The organism is Agrococcus phoenicis, from assembly GCF_047302415.1.
Lineage (GTDB): Bacteria > Actinomycetota > Actinomycetes > Actinomycetales > Microbacteriaceae > Agrococcus.
Genome location: NZ_CP154854.1, coordinates 209,195 through 225,456, shown reverse-complemented (window position 1 = coordinate 225,456; position 16,262 = coordinate 209,195). Strand labels below are relative to the sequence as shown.

Below are 16,262 nucleotides of genomic sequence, written 5' to 3'. Positions count from 1 at the left end.
GCCCCAGACGTGATGCCGGCGCGCCGCCGAGCATCCGCCACCGAAAGGAACCCTCGCATGCTCGAAGCCCTCTCCGACTTCACCACCGGCCTGCCCGGCTGGGCGCAGTGGCTGGGCATCATGGCGATCAGCGCCATCCCGTTCGTCGAGAGCTACTTCGGCTCGGTCATCGGCATCCTCGCCGGAGTGCATCCCGCCGTCGCCATCGCCGCCGCCGTCGTGGGCAACGCGATCTCGATGCTCGTCTTCGTGCTGCTGGCGGATGCGGCCCGCAGGAAGGCGACCGGCGGTCGCGAGGCCGCCCAGGAGCCCTCGCCCCGCCGCCAGCGCCTCAAGCGCATGTTCGACCGCTTCGGGGTGCCGGGCGTCAGCCTCCTCGGGCAGACGCTGCTGCCGAGCCAGATCACCTCCGCCGCCATGGTGTCGTTCGGCGCCTCCCGCAACGCCGTGATCCTCTGGCAGTGCATCTCGATCGTGCTGTGGGGCGTCGCCTTCGGCCTGCTGGCGCTCGGCGGCGCAGAGCTGCTCTCGCTGCGCTGAGCGCCCGCCTCCGGGGTGCGCTGCAGCGGGCAGCGCACCCCGGAGGGCGGTGGGGCAGACTAGCCGCGTGAACCACGCGACCATCGCCGCCCTCGACCGGCTCGACGCCCTGCGCACCGCGCTCGACGGCGTCGACCTGCCGCTGTCGATCGCCGGTGCCGATGCCGCTCGCGATGCGCGTCGCGCCGCCGTTCGCCAGATCGACGACTACATCCGACCGCGGCTCAGCAACCTCGACGCGCCGCTGCTGGCCGTCGTGGGCGGATCGACGGGGGCGGGCAAGTCGACGCTCGTCAACGCCCTCGTCGGCCTGCCGGTGACGCGCACCGGCGTCATCCGGCCGACGACCCGGCAACCGGTCCTCCTGCACTCCCCCGCCGATGCCGCCTGGTTCGCCTCGACCCGGATGCTGCCGGGGCTCGCGCGCGTCACCGGCATCGTGCGCGAGGCGCCGGCGCACGAAGCGGGCGACGACCCGGATGCCACCCGCATCGGCTCGGTCGTGCTGGTCGCCGACCAGCGCGTCCCGCGCGACCTGGCGATCCTCGACGCCCCCGATGTCGACTCCATCGCCGACGAGAACCGCGAGCTCGCCGGGCAGCTGCTGGCGGCGGCCGACCTGTGGCTGTTCGCCACCACCGCCAGCCGCTACGCCGACGCCGTGCCGTGGACGCTGCTCGACGACGCAGCAGGTCGCGACATCACCGTCGGGGTGGTGCTGAACCGCGTGCCGCCCGGCGCCGAGGCCGAGGTCGAGGCCGATCTGCGCACGATGCTCACCCAGCGAGGGCTCGGCGCTGCGCCCGTCTTCGTCGTCACGGAGTCGGCGCTCGACGAGCGCGGCATGCTGCCGCAGTCGGCGGTGGCCGAGATGCGCGCGTGGCTCACCGGCATCGCCGGAGACCGCGCCGAGCGGGCGCGCATCGCCGGCCGCACGCTCGCGGGCACGGCCGAGCGGCTCAGCACCACTGCCCGGACGGTCGCCGATGCTCGGGACGAGCAGCTCGTTGTGGCGCGCGACCTGCGCGAGACCGTGCGCGCCGCCCACCACGACGCCGCCGAGCGGGTCGGCGACGCCACGCGCGACGGCGTGCTGCTGCGTGGCGAGGTGCTCGCCCGCTGGCAGGACTTCGTGGGCACCTCCGACGTCTTCCGCACGCTCGAGTCCTGGTTCTCGCGCACCCGCGATCGCGTGACGGCCTGGTTCCAGGGCAAGCCGGCACCGACCGTCGAGGTCGAGCAGGAGATCGAGTCCGGCCTGCACGCGGTGATGGTCGACGAGGCCGGCCGCGCTGCCTCCGACGCCTGGGTGCGGGTGCGGCAGGGCGCCGTCGGCAGGCAGCTGACCAGCGGCGCCGACCTCGCGCATCCGGCCGCAGACCTGCCGGAGCGCGCGTCGAGGCTCGTCCGCGACTGGCAGCAGTCGCTCATCGAGCTGATCACCGAGCAAGCAGCGGGCAAGCGCACGAAGGCACGGGTGATGTCGCTGGGGCTCAACGTGATCACGGTCGCCCTGATGGTCGTCGTCTTCGCCTCGACGGGTGGGCTCACCGGCGGCGAGCTCGCCATCGCGGGCGGCTCGGCCGTCGTGGGGCAGAAGCTGCTCGAGACGATCTTCGGCGAGGACGCGGTGCGGCGGCTGGCGGCGCAGGCGCGCGCCGACCTCGAGGAGCGCGTGCACGCGCTGCTGCTCGAGCAGGCGGAGCGCTGGGATCCGCTGCTCGCCCCCGTCGAGGCCGGTGCCGACGGCGATGCCCTGCGCGACGCCGCCGCGGGCCTGCAGCTCGCGATGGCGGCGGTGGGCACGCCGGGCGACGCTGCTGGCGATCGCTCGACGCACCGCGAGCTGCTGCCGAGCGACCTGGTCGAGGGTGAGGCGATGGATGCGCCTGCCACCGGCGCCTCGGCCGATCCGCCGCTCGAGGGCGATGCCGACGACGTGCACGAGCTGGAGCCGCCCCGATGAGCGACCGGCGCGATGCCGGCGTCGACGGGCTGCTCACCGCGCTCTCCGAGGCGGCGGAGCTCGGTGCCGGTCGGGTGCCGGCCGACGAGCTGGAGGCGGTGCGGCGCATCGCCGATCGCGCCGGAGAGCGGCGCGCGCTCTCGTCGGAGCACACGGTCGTCGGCTTCTTCGGCGCCACCGGCTCCGGCAAGTCGTCGCTGGTGAACGCCCTCGTCGGCGAGCCCGTCGCGCGCACGCACGTGCGCCGGCCCACCACGTCCGCGCCACTCGCCGCGGTCTGGAACCCCCGCGGCGCATCCGCGCTGCTCGACTGGCTGCAGATCGGCGACCGTCGCATCATCGAGCGCCCCTTCGCAGCGAGCCTCGACGCGGGCGACCGCAGCGGCGGCGGCCCGGGGTCGAGCGACCCGGGCCCCTCCCTCATCCTGATCGACCTGCCCGACTTCGACTCGGTCGCGCTCGAGCACCGCACCATCGCCGAGCGCCTCGCCGGGCAGGTCGACGTGCTGGTCTGGGTGGTCGACCCGCAGAAGTACGCCGACGCCGTCATCCACCGCGACTTCATCGCCCCGCTCGCGACGCACGCCGCGGTGACGGCGGCGGTGCTCAACCAGGTCGACCGGCTGCCCACGCGGCAGGTCGAGCAGGTCGTCGACTCGTTGCGCGGGCTCCTGCGCAGCGACGGCCTCGACGGCGTGCGGGTGCTGCCGGTGTCCGCCACCGAGGGCACCGGGATCGACGACCTGCGGGCGCTGATCGCGCGGTTCGCGGCCGAGCGCACCGCGGCGACCCAGCGGCTGGCGGCCGACGTGCGCGGCATCGCGGCGAGGCTGGAGTCCGCGGGCGTGCCGGGAACCCTGCGGGGCGCAGACGCGCAGGCGCTGGAGCGCGGTCTCGCGACCGCGGCGAGCGTCGAGGCCGTGGCGGGCGCCGTCGCTGGCAGCTATCGCAAGCGCGCCGGGCAGCTGACGGGCTGGCCGCTCACCTCGTGGATGCTGCGGCTCGCGCCGGACCCGCTGCGCCGGCTGCACCTGGCGTTCGGTCGAGAGCGCGCGGCGCTGGGGCGCGCGCGCGACGGCGGTCGCGACGCTGAGCTGCACCGCACCGGCCTCCCGCCCATGCGAGCGGCGCAGCGAGCGCAGGCGGGGCTCGCGGTGCGCGCCTACGCCGACGCGGCAGCCGCAGGTCTCGGCGAGGGCTGGTCGGCCGCGATCCACGAGCGCGCGGCGGAAGCCCTGGAGGCGCTGCCGGGCGAGCTCGACCGGGCTGTCGCGCGCACGGATCTCGGCGCCCGAGGCTCGTGGTGGTGGCCGCTGCTCGCTGCGCTCCAGTGGCTCGCGCTCGCGGTGGCGATCATCGGCGGGGTCTGGCTGCTGCTGCCGCTGGTGCTGCCGCTGTGGGGCATGGTGGCGCCGGCGATCCCGCAGCTCGACGGCACGCAGACGTGGTTCGACGGCTGGCCGATCCCGCTGCTGGCGCTCATCGGCGGCGTGCTGCTCGGCATCGTCGTCGGTCTGCTCGGCGCGCTCGTCGCCGGGGCGGTCGGCGCCGCCAGGCGCTCGCGGGCCAGACGGCGCCTGCGCCGCCAGGTCGCGGCCGTCGCCCGCGAGACGGTGGTGCAGCCGATCGAGCACGAGCGCGAGCGAGCCAGGGCGTTCGCGGCCGCTGTCGCGCGAGCACGGGGCCGCACGCGCTGAGGTGCGCACGCACTGAGGTGCGCACGCGCTGAGGTCCGCACGCGCTGAGGCTCCCACGCGCTGAGATGCCGTGTGCGCCGCGCTGCGCGCACGTGGCTGGGTGCACCTGGCTGCGCCCACCGCACTGCCCGGCCCGGCAGCCGCAGCGCCTCGGAGCGCTACCCGGCGGTGAGGCCGTCGTCGTCGGGCTCCGCTGCCGCCTGCCGCGCCTCGGCGGCCGAGCGAGCGGTGAGCGCACGGGCCGCGCGAGCCCTCGCCTGCTCCATGGTGACCGTGCGCAGCTCGGCGCGCACGTCGGCGATCGCCGACGCGCTCATCGACAGGCTCGTCGCCCCGAGCCCCACGAGCACGACCGCCAGCGCCGGATCCGCCGCCGCTTCGCCGCAGACGCCCACGGGCTTGCCCGCAGCGGCACCGGCATCGCCGATGAGCTTGATGAGGCGGAGCACCGCCGGGTGCCACGGATCCTGCAGCGCGGCCACCGAGCCGAGCTGGCGGTCGGCAGCCATCGTGTACTGGGTGAGGTCGTTCGTGCCGATGGAGACGAAGTCGGCCGCTTCGAGCACCTGGTCGGCGAGCACGGCGATGGACGGCACCTCGGCCATCGCGCCGACGCTCGCGAGCCCGAGCTCCTTGCCGAGCGCGACGAAGTAGGCGGTCTCGTCGTGATCGGCGATCATGGGTGCCATCACGTGCAGCTCTGCGTCCGTCGCCGCCTGCGCGGCCGCGAGCGCCGTGAGCTGGTCGCGCAGGATCTGCTCGCTCGCCCGCAGCGCGCGGATGCCGCGCAGCCCCAGCGCCGGGTTCTCCTCGTGCGCGTCGTTGAGGAACGACAGCGGCTTGTCGGCGCCGGCGTCGAGCACGCGCACGACCACCTTCTTGCCCGGGAACGCCTGCAGCACCTCGACGTAGGCCTTCGTCTGCTCCTCGACCGAGGGGGCGCTCGACGAGCCGAGGAAGAGGAACTCGGTGCGGAAGAGGCCGACGCCTTCGGCACCCAGCTCCACCGCGCCCGGGGCATCCTTGCCAGAGCCGACGTTCGCCATGAGCGGCACCTTCGTGCCGTCGGCGAGGGCGCCGTCGGTGATGGGCGCCGAGGCCGCGGCCAGTCGCGACTCGCGCTCGGCGCGCGCAGCGTCCACCGACGCGGCGTCAGGGTCGAGCACGACGCTCCCCGCCTTGGCGTCCACGATCGCGAGCTGTCCGTCGGTGACCGCGCTGAGGATCCCGACCACGCCGACGACCGCCGGCAGCGACTTCGAGCGGGCGAGGATCGCGGTGTGCGAGGTGGGGCCGCCGTCCTCGGTGATGAGCGCGAGGGTCTGCTCGAGGTCGAGGGTCGCGGTGTCGGCGGGCGCGAGGTCGCGGGCGACGAGGATGAAGGGCTCGTCCGACTGCGGGACGCCGGGCGCCGCGACGCCGCGGAGGCGAGCGACCACGCGCTGCGCGACGTCGTCGAGGTCAGTGGCGCGCTCTGCCATGTACCCGCCCATCGCCGTGAGCATGTCGCGGAAGGCGCCGTAGGCATCCCACGTCGCCCGCTCGGCGTTCGCGCCGTCGGCGAGGCGGGATCGCACGTCGTCGAGGATCGCCGGGTCCTGCGCCATGAGGGCCGCCGCCTCGAGCACCTGCTGCGCCTCGCCGCCAGCCGCGACGGCACGGGCGTTCAGCTCCTCCGCGACCTCCTGGAGCGCCTCCTGCACGCGCTGGTGCTCGCTGTCCGCGTCGGCCGCGAGCGGCTCGTCGCTCGGCGGCGCCAGCGGCTCCGGCATCTTCAGCACCTTCGCGGCAGCGATGCCGCGACCGACCCCTACACCTGACAGCGCACTCATGCGGCCACACTACGCTGAGCCGTCGAAGCGCCGCCACGGGGACCGGAAGGCTGGGGATGCAGCAGTTGATCGAGCGGGTCATGCGCTCCCGACCCGTCCGCGCCTGGCAGCGCTACGCCGAGCAGCGCGGCCCGGTGCTGTCGCAGGGCATGACCCTCCAGGCATTCCTGTCGCTCTTCGCCGCGCTCTTCGTGGGCTTCACCCTCTTCATGGCGATGCTCGGCGGCAACCCGATGCTGCGCGACGCCGTGATCGACTCGATCTCGGGCGCGGTGCCCGGGCTCATCGGGCCGGACGCCGCCATCGACGTCGACCAGCTCACGCGCTCGCGCGGGCTCGACCTCGCCGGGATCATCGCCGCGCTCGCGATCCTCGTGACGGCCATCGGCTACATCGCGGTGAGCCGCGAGGGCTTCCGCGCCATGTTCCAGCTCGGCAACCCGCCGACCAACGCCGTGCTGCTGAAGCTGAGCGACCTCGGCGTCGGTGTCGGCATCGGGCTGCTCGTGCTCGTCTCGGCGGGCGTGCTCGTGCTCTCCCAGGGCTTCGCGGAGGCGATCGGGCTCGGGTGGACCTCGGGCCTCATCGGCTTCGCGGTGCAGCTCGCGCTCGACACCGCGATCGTGCTCCTGCTGTTCCGCTTCGGCGGCAGGCTGCGCCTGCCGGCCAAGCAGATCGTGCCTGCCGCCCTCGCCTGCGCCGTCGGCTTCCAAGTCCTCAAGCTGCTCGCGTCGCGACTGTTCGGGTCCGTGGAGAACAACCCGCTGCTGGCCGGTGTCGCAGCACCCGTCATCATCCTGCTGTGGCTCGGGTTCATCATGCAGGTCCTCATGCTCGTGCTCGCCTTCGTGGCGGTCGGGCCGACGGGCCGGGCCTACACGCGGCTCGTCGAGGTCGGCGGCATCGATGCCACCCTCTCGCCGGCTGAGGCGCGGGCGCTGCTCGAGCAGGTGCGCGAGGCTCGTCGCGAGGGCGACGACGCCGCCAAGCTGCACCGCAGGCTGGCCAAGCGGCGACGCTGACCGCCGGTCGCCGACCCGCACCGGCACGCGCTGTCGGCGGGGCTCGGTAGGCTCGACGGCATGGTCCGCATCGCCTCCGTCAACGTCAACGGCGTCCGTGCCGCGTTCCGCAAGGGCATGGGCGAGTGGCTGGAAGCGGGCGGCTTCGACATCGTCGCGCTGCAGGAGGTCCGGGCGCTCGACGAGGATCTCCTCCCCCTGGTGCCGGGGTGGCACGTGCTGCACGACCCCGCCACCGCCAAGGGCCGCGCCGGCGTCGCCGTGCTCTCGCGCGAACCCTCCATCGCGCACCGCACCGACATCGGCCTCAAGACCTTCGACACGAAGGGCCGCTGGCTCGAGGCCGACTTCCTCATCGGCGAGACCCCGCTGACCGTCGTCTCCACCTACGTGCACTCGGGCGAGGTCGGCACGCAGAAGCAGGTCGACAAGTACCGCTTCCTCGACTCGATGGCCAAGCGCCTGCCGCAGCTGCGCAAGCACTGCGATCACGTCGTGGTGATGGGCGACCTCAACGTCGGCCACACCCCGCTCGACATCAAGAACTGGCGGGGCAACCAGAAGAGCGCCGGCTTCCTGCCGGAGGAGCGCGCGTACTTCGACCGGTTCTTCGGCACCGGCATGGTGACCGGCGTCGACGGCTCGCGCGGTCGCGGCCACGGCTGGGTCGACGTGGGCCGAGCCGCGCATCCGGAGACCGACGGCCCCTACACCTGGTGGTCGCAGCGCGGCAAGGCGTTCGACACCGACACCGGCTGGCGCATCGACTACCAGATGGCGAGCCCCGCGCTCGCGGCCCTCGCCAGCGACTACCGCGTCGACCGCTACCCCTCGTACGACACCCGCTGGTCAGACCACGCCCCCGTCGTCGTCGACTACAACCTCTAGGGACCTCATGGCACAGCCCCGCATCTACTCGGGGATGCAGCCCTCCTCGGGCTCGCTCCACCTCGGCAACTACATCGGCGCGCTGCAGCAGTGGCGCCGCATGCAGGCAGACGCCGAGGCCTTCTTCTCGATCGTGGACCTGCACGCCATCACCGTGCCGCAGAGCCCGGAGGTGCTGCGCGAGCAGGTGCGCACCCTCGCCGCGCAGTACATCGCGGGCGGCATCGACCCCGACAGCGCCTGCCTCTACGTGCAGTCGCACGTCACCGCGCACGCGCAGCTCGCCTGGTTGCTGAGCACCATCACGGGCTTCGGCGAGGCGAGCCGCATGACGCAGTTCAAGGACAAGACGGCCAAGGGCGGGCAGGAGGCGGCCTCGGTCGGCCTCTTCACCTATCCGATCCTGATGGCAGCCGACATCCTGCTCTACGACGCCGACATCGTGCCGGTCGGCGACGATCAGAAGCAGCACGTCGAGCTCACGCGCGACCTGGCCGAGCGCTTCAACAAGCGCTTCGGCGCCACCTTCGTGGTGCCGAAGCCGCAGATCCTGGCGGACGGCGCGCGCATCTACGACCTGCAGAGCCCGCAGTCGAAGATGTCGAAGTCGGCCGACAACGACAAGGGCATCGTCTGGCTGCTGGACGAGCCCGCCAAGACGGCCAAGAAGATCCGCTCGGCCGTCACCGACACCGAGGGCTCGATCCGGGCCGACAAGGTCGAGAAGCCCGGCGTGACCAACCTGCTGGGCATCATGAGCGCGGTGACCGGCGCCAGCGTGCCGGATCTCGAGGCGCACTTCGAGGGCCAGGGCTACGGCGTCTTCAAGACCGAGGTGGCCGATGCCGTCGTGGCAGAGCTCGGCCCCGTGCGCGAGCGCACCCTCGAGCTGCTCGCCGACCCGGCCGAGCTCGACCGGCTGCTGGCCGCGAACGCCGAGCGCGCCGCCGCCGTGGCGGACGCGACCCTGCGCCGCGCGATGGAGGCGATGGGTCTGCGATGACCTCCTCCACTCCCCGCATGGCCGGCCCCACGCTGCCGGTGCTGGGCGCGAAGGTCGTCATGAACGCGCTCGTGGAGGGCGACGTCCAGCGCGTCCTGGAGGCCTGCACGACCGACCAGGCCGCACGGTTCCTCGAGACGCCGCTGCCCTACTCGCGCGCCGACGCTGCGTCGTTCGTGCGGGAGTTCGTGCCCGCGGGTTGGCGCGGCGAGCACGACGAGCGGGTGTACGCGATCCGCGAGTCGCTGCGCGGTCCGCTCGCCGGGGTCATCGGCCTGCGCGAGGGCGAGCGGGAGCTGGGCTTCTGGCTGCACCCCGACGCGCAGGGCAAGGGCCTGATGGCGGATGCGGTGCGCACGATGGTCGAGCACGCCGAGGGGTGCCTCACCTGGCCGGAGGTCACCTGGAGCTGCTTCGACGGCAACACCGCCTCCATGCGGGTCGCGAGGGCAGCCGGCTTCGCCTACCTCGGCACGATCGAGTCGACGCAGCGAGGCCGTCCGGTCGTCCAGCACGTCGGGGTCTGGCGCCGCTCCGGTGCGCCCGAGCGAGCACTGCCCTGGCCGAGCCTCGACTGAGGCGCGCCCGCCCGATCGCGCTCCCCCGCCCCCGCCGCACAGCCGCGCACACCGCAAGCCCCGCCGCCGCGCCTCCCGCACGCCGCGCACACCGCAAGCCCCGCCGCCCTCCCGCGCGCCGCGCACACCGCAAGCCCCGCCGCCCTCCCGCCCAGCCGCGCACAACGCAAGCCCCGCCGCCGCGGGACGGGCGGCACGGGGCCGCACAGCTCGCCTCGGCGCGGATCGAGCTGCGTCGACGTGCGTTGTGCGCAGCCGGAGGCGAGCGTGCGCGATCAGCGCTCGTCAACCTCTCGGATGCAGCGCGAGTGCCGCGCTGACGAGCTCCACGAAGCGGTCGGGATTGCCTGCGAGCCACGTGGCTGAGACGCGCACGGTGATGTAGCCCTGGAGCAGTGCCTCAGCGTCCCGAACCCTGTCGCGCTCGAACGCCTGCTCGTGCGTCGCTCGACCGTCGACCTCGACGATCACGCAACCGCCCACCACGAAGTCGACCTCTCCGACGCGTGGGATGGCCACCTGCTGGCGGTGCTCGAGGCCGGCTGCGCGCAGCAGCAGCTTCGCATCGGTCTCGTAGCCCGATCCGCACAGCGCATCGACCGCTTCGATCGCGGGCTCGTCGTTCCACTCGAAGCCGTCCAGGGCTCGGCGCATGTCGCCGAGCGTCGCCCGGTGTCGCTGCATCGCGGAGTCGGCGACTCGGATGGCCTCGTGCACCCCGAGGCAGCGCGCGATGCAGCGCACGGTCGCGGTGACCGAGGTCGAGCAGCGAGTGCCGTCATCGACGTCCAGGTCGGACCAGTGCAGGACCACGCCGTCTCGGCGCATCAGGCGCTGGAAGCGGTCGCTCGGATCGCGCAGTCGCGTCGATCCGTCCCACAGGTGCACGTGCAGGCGCGTGTCCCGCGGCTCCCAGAGGCCGAGCGCTCGCGCAGCAGTGGCGCATGCGAGCCGCCCGCCGATGCGGAGCGCCTGAAGCAGCTGCTCATCGACGGATCCGCGGACGTAGACGTCTCGGCGCGCCCGCACCAGCGCGCCTGAGCGCAGGGCCTCCTCGATCTCGCGGCGGCTGAGCCCTTCGGCTCGCAGCTCCCGGTACTCATCCACTCGGGTGGCGCCCTGAGGCAGTGGTCTGAGCGTCGACATGGAGGCGAGGATGCGGCGCGGACGGGTGCCCTCGCTCGGCGGCCACCGCTCGATGTGGACAGTCCGCCCGCGCACCGGCTGCACGACGCAAGCCCGAGCGCCGCGGCACGCGGGCGGATGCGCGGGCGCGGCGCGCATCGGTGTGGTTCGGCCGATCGGGCTTGCGTTGTGCGCAGGAGAGCAAGCGGGGGCGCGGGTGGCGAGGGCGGGGGGCGAGGGCGGGGGGGGCGAGGGCGGGGGGGCGAGGAGGCGCGGAATGAGGGGGCGACCCCGCGAGTTGTAGGCTGGGAGCGCAACGTGCCCGGGGTCAGTGCAAGTCTGAACCGGCGGTGAGAGTCCGCGAACCGAGCGACCGCGTCATGACGAGCGATCGCGCGGCCGAGCTGGTGGAATTCCAGCACCGACGGTGAGAGTCCGGAGGGGAGGCGCACGCGAGGTCGTCAGCGACCCCTCGGATCCCCGTGCGCGTTCGGAGAGGAACGGATGTCGGGGATCACCGCTGCAGAGCGCGCCGCGATGGCGCGCGCTCGCGCGCTCGCCCTGCGGGGGCCGCGAGGCGTGAACCCCCAGGTCGGCGCCGTCATCCTCTCCCCCGATGGTCGCATCGTCGCCGAGGGCTGGCACCGCGGTGCCGGCACCGCGCATGCCGAGGTCGACGCGCTCGCGCGGCTCGGCGCAGCCGACGCCCGCGGCACCACCGCCGTCGTCACGCTCGAGCCGTGCAACCACGTCGGCCGCACCGGCCCGTGCGCCCTCGCGCTGCTCGAGGCCGGCGTCGGCCGCGTCGTCTACGCCGCTGCCGACCCGGGCGAGGCCTCGAGCGGCGGGAGCGCGCGACTGCGGGCGGCCGGCGTGGAGGTCGAGCGCCTCGACGAGGCCGAGGGAGCGGCGCTCATCGCCGATTGGCTCTTCGTGCAGCGCGCACGCCGGCCGCGCGTCACCGTCAAGTGGGCGCAGTCGCTCGACGGTCGAGCCGCGGCCTCCGACGGCACGAGCCGCTGGATCACCGGCCCCGAGGCGCGCGCGCACGTGCACCGCGAGCGCAGCGCGCACGACGCGATCGCGGTCGGCACCGGCACGGTGCTCGCCGACGACCCACGCCTCACGGCACGCGTCGACGGTGAGCCCGAGGCTCCGCAGCCGCTGCCGGTCGTCTTCGGCGAGCGCGCGATCCCCGAGTCGGCAGCGCTGCGCGAGCACCCGCGCGGCCTGCGCACCGCCGGCCACGACCTCGAGCGCGAGCTCGCCGAGCTCGCCGCCGCGGGCATCCAGACCCTCTACGTCGAGGGCGGGCCGACGCTCGCGAGCGCGTTCGTGCGCGCCGGCCTCGCCGACCGCCTCACCGTCTACCTGGCGCCGACCCTCCTCGGAGGCCCGCGCACAGCGCTCGACGATCTCGGCGTCCACACGATCGACGAGCAGCGGCGCCTCACGGTGACGCGGCTCGAGCAGCTCGGCAGCGACCTCCTGGTCGAGGCCACGACAGAGAGCGAGCAGTGATGTTCACCGGCATCATCGAAGAGCTGGGCGAGGTCGTCTCGTTCGAGCCCCACGCCACCGACCCTGGGGCTTGGCGACTGACCGTGCGCGGACCGCTGGCCGTCAGCGACGCGTCGCACGGCGACTCGATCGCGGTCAACGGCCTGTGCCTGACCGTCGTCGACCAGACGGCGGAGGCGTTCACCGCCGACGTCATGCGCGTCTCGGTCGACATGTCCACGCTGGGCGACCGGCGGCCGGGCGACCGGGTGAACCTGGAGCGCGCTGCCGCGGTCGGCGATCGGCTCGGCGGTCACATCGTGCAGGGCCACATCGACGGCACCGCCACGGTGCTGGCGATCACCGAGGGCCGCGGCCAGCGCACCGTGCGCTGCTCGCTGGACGCCGAGCACGCGCACCTCGTCACCGCGAAGGGGTCGATCGCGGTCGACGGGATCTCGCTCACCGTCTCCGCGATCAGCGCCCCGGAGGAGGCGGAGCACTGGTTCGAGGTGTCGCTGATCCCCGAGACGCTCGCGTCGACGACCCTGGGATTCCGGGCGGTCGGCGAGCGGGTCAACATCGAGACCGACATCGTCGCGCGTCACGTCGAGCGCATGCTGCAGCTGGAGGCGAAGCGATGAGCATCACCACGATCGACGTCGCCCTGCGGGCGCTGCGCGAGGGCCGCCCCGTGATCGTCGTCGACGACGAGGGGCGCGAGAACGAGGGCGACCTGATCATGTCGGCGCACCTCGCGACCGCCGAGTGGGTCGCCTTCATGGTGCGACACACCTCCGGCTACCTGTGCGCACCGCTCACGGCTGAGCGCGCCGACGACCTCGGGCTGCCGCTGATGGTGCTCGAGAACCAGGACGAGCGGCAGACCGCGTACACGGTCACCGTCGATGCGGCGGATCGCGCCTCGACCGGCATCTCGGCCGACGACCGCGCGCACACGCTGCGGGTGCTCGCCGACACGTCCTCCACCGCGACGAGCCTGCGACGCCCCGGCCACATCGTGCCGCTGCGCGCCGTCGAGGGCGGTGTGCGCGCTCGTGCCGGCCACACCGAGGCCGCGGTCGAGCTGATGCAGCTCGCCGGGCTGCCCCCGGTCGGCGTCATCGGCGAGCTCGTCGAGGATTCGGGCGAGATGCGGCGACTGCCGGCGCTCATCGCCTTCGGCGACGAGCACGACCTGCCGGTCATCACCATCGAGGACCTCATCGACTACCTCGAGGCCGGCGGGATCCCGACAGCGTGCAGCGGCACGAACGAGGAGTCGGCGCGCGTCTCCTTCGAGGTGGAGACGAGCGTGCCGACCGCGTTCGGCACGTTCCGCATCGCGGCCTTCCGCGATCGTCAGACCGGTGCCGACCACCTCGCGATCATCGCGGGCGACGCGCTCGGCGACGGCGCGCTCGTGCGGGTCCACTCCGAGTGCCTCACGGGCGAGGCCCTCCACTCGCTGAAGTGCGAGTGCGGGCCCCAGCTCGACGCGGCGCTCGAGCAGATCCAGGCCGCGGGCAGCGGCATGGTGGTCTACCTGCGCGGCCAGGAGGGCCGCGGCATCGGGCTCATCAACAAGCTGCGCGCCTACCGGCTGCAGGAGCAGGGGCTCGACACGCTCGACGCCAACCTGGCGCTCGGCCTGCCCGCCGACGGCCGCGAGTACGGTGCGGCCGCCGCGATCATCCGGCAGCAGGGCATCGCCTCGATCCGGCTGCTCTCCAACAACCCGCTCAAGCGCGCGGCGCTCGAGCAGCACGGCGTCGCCGTGCAGGAGCTCGTGCCCCTGCTGGTCGGCGTCGGAGCGCACAACACCGCGTACCTGCAGGCCAAGCGCGACCGGATGGGGCACACGCTGCCCGAGGCGCTGTCGGTGCCGGCAGCGGCCGCCGCGCCGATCGGCACCCACCACGACGAACAGGAAGAGGGCTAGCCATGGCCGGAGCAGGACGACCCCAGCACGCAGCGAGCGCGGATGGCGCCTCGCACCTCGACGCGCGCGGCCTGCGCATCGCGGTGGTGCACGGCCGCTGGCACGAGCAGATCGCGACCGGGCTGCTCGAGGGCGCTCGCCGCGCCCTCGACGAGACGGGCGCCGACGTCACCGAGCTGCCCGTGCCCGGCTCGTTCGAGCTGCCGGTCGTCGCGCAGGCGGCACTGGAGGCCGGCTTCGACGGCGCGGTCGCGCTCGGCGTGATCATCCGCGGCGGCACCCCGCACTTCGAGTACGTCTCCCAGGCCGCGACGATCGGGCTCACCGAGGTCGCCGTGCGCACCGGGAAGCCGATCGGCTTCGGTGTGCTCACCCTCGACGACGAGCAGCAGGGCATCGACCGCGCGGGCCTCCCGGGCTCTAAGGAGGACAAGGGGCGCGAGGCCGCGGAGGCGGTCGTCGAGGCAGCGCTGGCGCTGCGCAGCCTCCGCGCCTGAGCCGGGCGCCCGGGGCGCGGGCGGCGATGACGAGCGCCGGGAGCGCCGGCCGCTCCACAGCAGCGAGCCGCAGCGCCCAGCGCCTCGACGCGGATGCGCCGCGCGCGTTCCTGTGTGCGCGCCCTGGAGCACGTGAACGGTTACGATGAACCGTCGTCCACGCGGAGCCGAGGGTGTCTCCGACGCGACCGGCCCGTCACGAGCGGTCCGCACCACCCACGCGCACCGCACACCCGCATCCGACCCGCGCGTGCATCCACCAGGAAGCAGCATGTCCACCTCCGCTCCGCACACGGCCACCGCGCCGAAGCCCGCCAACTCGCGCGGGCGCGTCCTCTTCGCCACGCTCATCGGCACGACCGTCGAGTTCTACGACTTCTACGTCTACGCGACGGCCGCAGTCCTCGTCTTCCCGTACCTCTTCTTCCCCGCGGGCGATGACACCACCAGGCTGCTGTCGTCGTTCGCGGTCTTCGGCGCGGCCATGGTCGCGCGCCCCATCGGGTCGATCGTCTTCGGGCACCTCGGCGACAAGCACGGGCGCAAGCTCACGCTCGTCGGCGCACTGCTCACGATGGGCATCGCGACGTTCCTGATCGGCCTGCTCCCGACCTACGAGCAGATCGGCTGGTTCGCGGCAGCGCTGCTCGTGCTCATGCGCCTCGCGCAGGGCTTCGCCATCGGCGGCGAGTGGTCTGGAGCAGCCCTGGTCGCGACCGAGAACGCCCCGGCCGGCAAGCGCGCGTGGTTCGGCACCTTCCCGCAGCTCGGTGCGCCGATCGGCTTCATCATCGCCAACGGCCTCTTCCTCATCATCGCCGCGGCCCTGCCGAGCGACGACCCCTCGATGCCCTCGGACGCGTTCCTCGAGTGGGGCTGGCGGATCCCGTTCCTGTTCTCCGCCGTCATGGTGATCGTCGGGCTCTACGTGCGCCTCAAGCTCGTCGAGTCGACCTCGTTCGAGAAGGCGAAGACGACGGGCACGATCCAGCGCCTGCCGATCGCGACGGTCTTCCGCGGCTACTGGAAGGAGCTGATCCTCGGCACCTTCTTCATGCTCGCCACGTACGTGCTGTTCTACCTGATGACCGCGTTCTCGCTCACCTTCGGTCGCGCGCCCGTCGACGCGGCGGTGCCGGGCCTCGGCTACTCCTACAACTCGTTCGTGATGATGCTCATCGTCGGCGTCGTCTTCTTCGGCATCTTCACGCTCATCTCCGGCCCTCTGGCCGACCGCTTCGGCCGACGTCGCACCCTCATCATCGTCACCCTGGCGATCATCGTCTTCGGGCTGCTGTGGGTCCCCCTCACGGGCGGCGGCACGTTCGGCGTCATGGCGTGGCTGATCATCGGCATGTCGCTGATGGGCTTCACGTTCGGGCCGATGGGCGCGCTGCTGCCTGAGCTGTTCCCCACCAACGTGCGCTACACCGGCTCCGGCGTGAGCTACAACGTGTCGTCGATCATCGGCGCGGCCGTCGCGCCGTTCATCGCGGTCGCGCTGTGGACCGCGGGTGAGGGCAGCCCGTTCTGGGTGGGCGTCTACCTCTCCGGCGCCGGGGTGCTGACGCTCATCGCGCTCATCCTCTCGAAGGAGACGAAGGACCTCGACATGGAGCGCTGACGCGCCCCGCTGCTCCACTGCGAACGGCCGGCCGCCCGAGAGGGGCGC

Annotated in this window: 14 protein-coding genes; 12 read left to right on the top strand and 2 right to left on the bottom strand. The window is 73.3% G+C overall.

The window, feature by feature from the left end; translation table 11 throughout:
* Positions 1 to 57: 57 nt before the first annotated feature.
* The 3 genes from AA0Z99_RS01150 to AA0Z99_RS01140 all read left to right on the top strand — a co-directional run bounded on the left by AA0Z99_RS01150 (position 58) and on the right by AA0Z99_RS01140 (position 4,203).
* Positions 58 to 540 (top strand): hypothetical protein, encoded by a 483-nt coding sequence (locus AA0Z99_RS01150; RefSeq protein WP_413318669.1) that lies wholly within the window; start codon positions 58 to 60, stop codon positions 538 to 540.
* A 67-nt stretch (positions 541 to 607) separates the two neighbouring features.
* On the top strand, positions 608 to 2,506 hold the full coding sequence (locus tag AA0Z99_RS01145; RefSeq protein WP_413318667.1) for a dynamin family protein: 1,899 nt from the start codon (positions 608 to 610) through the stop codon (positions 2,504 to 2,506).
* Complete coding sequence (locus AA0Z99_RS01140; RefSeq protein WP_413318665.1) at positions 2,503 to 4,203, top strand: GTPase family protein; 1,701 nt, start codon at positions 2,503 to 2,505, stop codon at positions 4,201 to 4,203. Before AA0Z99_RS01145 ends, AA0Z99_RS01140 begins: the two co-directional genes overlap by 4 nt.
* A gap of 158 nt (positions 4,204 to 4,361) precedes the next feature.
* On the opposite strand, the gene ptsP is transcribed toward AA0Z99_RS01140, so the two are convergent.
* Positions 4,362 to 6,035, bottom strand: coding sequence for a phosphoenolpyruvate--protein phosphotransferase (ptsP, locus tag AA0Z99_RS01135; RefSeq protein WP_413318663.1), 1,674 nt, complete (start codon positions 6,033 to 6,035; stop codon positions 4,362 to 4,364).
* A 56-nt stretch (positions 6,036 to 6,091) separates the two neighbouring features.
* On the opposite strand from ptsP, the gene AA0Z99_RS01130 reads away from it, so the two are divergent.
* The 4 genes from AA0Z99_RS01130 to AA0Z99_RS01115 are packed head-to-tail and all read left to right on the top strand — an operon-like array spanning position 6,092 to position 9,526.
* Positions 6,092 to 7,057, top strand: coding sequence for a YhjD/YihY/BrkB family envelope integrity protein (locus AA0Z99_RS01130; RefSeq protein ID WP_413318661.1), 966 nt, complete (start codon positions 6,092 to 6,094; stop codon positions 7,055 to 7,057).
* A gap of 60 nt (positions 7,058 to 7,117) precedes the next feature.
* Positions 7,118 to 7,945: an exodeoxyribonuclease III gene (locus AA0Z99_RS01125; protein ID WP_413318659.1), complete on the top strand. Its 828-nt coding sequence runs from the start codon at positions 7,118 to 7,120 to the stop codon at positions 7,943 to 7,945.
* Between the two features lie 7 nt (positions 7,946 to 7,952).
* Entirely contained in the window at positions 7,953 to 8,948 is a 996-nt protein-coding gene (gene trpS / locus AA0Z99_RS01120) for a tryptophan--tRNA ligase (RefSeq protein WP_413318657.1), read from the top strand.
* A gap of 17 nt (positions 8,949 to 8,965) precedes the next feature.
* The gene (locus tag AA0Z99_RS01115; RefSeq protein WP_413318655.1) at positions 8,966 to 9,526 is read left to right on the top strand and encodes a GNAT family N-acetyltransferase; all 561 of its coding nucleotides are present in this window, start codon (positions 8,966 to 8,968) and stop codon (positions 9,524 to 9,526) included.
* A 285-nt stretch (positions 9,527 to 9,811) separates the two neighbouring features.
* Here AA0Z99_RS01115 and AA0Z99_RS01110 read toward each other — a convergent pair whose 3' ends face one another.
* Complete coding sequence (locus tag AA0Z99_RS01110) at positions 9,812 to 10,672, bottom strand: DUF559 domain-containing protein (protein ID WP_413318653.1); 861 nt, start codon at positions 10,670 to 10,672, stop codon at positions 9,812 to 9,814.
* 483 nt (positions 10,673 to 11,155) lie between these two features.
* Between AA0Z99_RS01110 and ribD the strand changes: the two genes are divergently transcribed.
* The 5 genes from ribD to AA0Z99_RS01085 all read left to right on the top strand — a co-directional run bounded on the left by ribD (position 11,156) and on the right by AA0Z99_RS01085 (position 16,214).
* Entirely contained in the window at positions 11,156 to 12,172 is a 1,017-nt protein-coding gene (gene ribD / locus AA0Z99_RS01105) for a bifunctional diaminohydroxyphosphoribosylaminopyrimidine deaminase/5-amino-6-(5-phosphoribosylamino)uracil reductase RibD (RefSeq protein WP_413318651.1), read from the top strand.
* A complete protein-coding gene (locus AA0Z99_RS01100) occupies positions 12,172 to 12,795 on the top strand; it encodes a riboflavin synthase (protein WP_413318649.1) in 624 nt (207 codons plus the stop codon). The genes ribD and AA0Z99_RS01100 overlap by 1 nt, the downstream gene beginning before the upstream one ends.
* Positions 12,792 to 14,093, top strand: a complete 1,302-nt coding sequence (gene ribB, locus AA0Z99_RS01095) for a 3,4-dihydroxy-2-butanone-4-phosphate synthase (RefSeq protein ID WP_413318647.1) — start codon at positions 12,792 to 12,794, stop codon at positions 14,091 to 14,093. Before AA0Z99_RS01100 ends, ribB begins: the two co-directional genes overlap by 4 nt.
* Before the next feature lie 2 nt (positions 14,094 to 14,095).
* The gene (ribH, locus tag AA0Z99_RS01090) at positions 14,096 to 14,590 is read left to right on the top strand and encodes a 6,7-dimethyl-8-ribityllumazine synthase (protein WP_413318646.1); all 495 of its coding nucleotides are present in this window, start codon (positions 14,096 to 14,098) and stop codon (positions 14,588 to 14,590) included.
* A 271-nt stretch (positions 14,591 to 14,861) separates the two neighbouring features.
* The gene (locus tag AA0Z99_RS01085) at positions 14,862 to 16,214 is read left to right on the top strand and encodes an MFS transporter (protein ID WP_413318644.1); all 1,353 of its coding nucleotides are present in this window, start codon (positions 14,862 to 14,864) and stop codon (positions 16,212 to 16,214) included.
* The last annotated feature ends 48 nt before the right edge of the window (positions 16,215 to 16,262 follow it).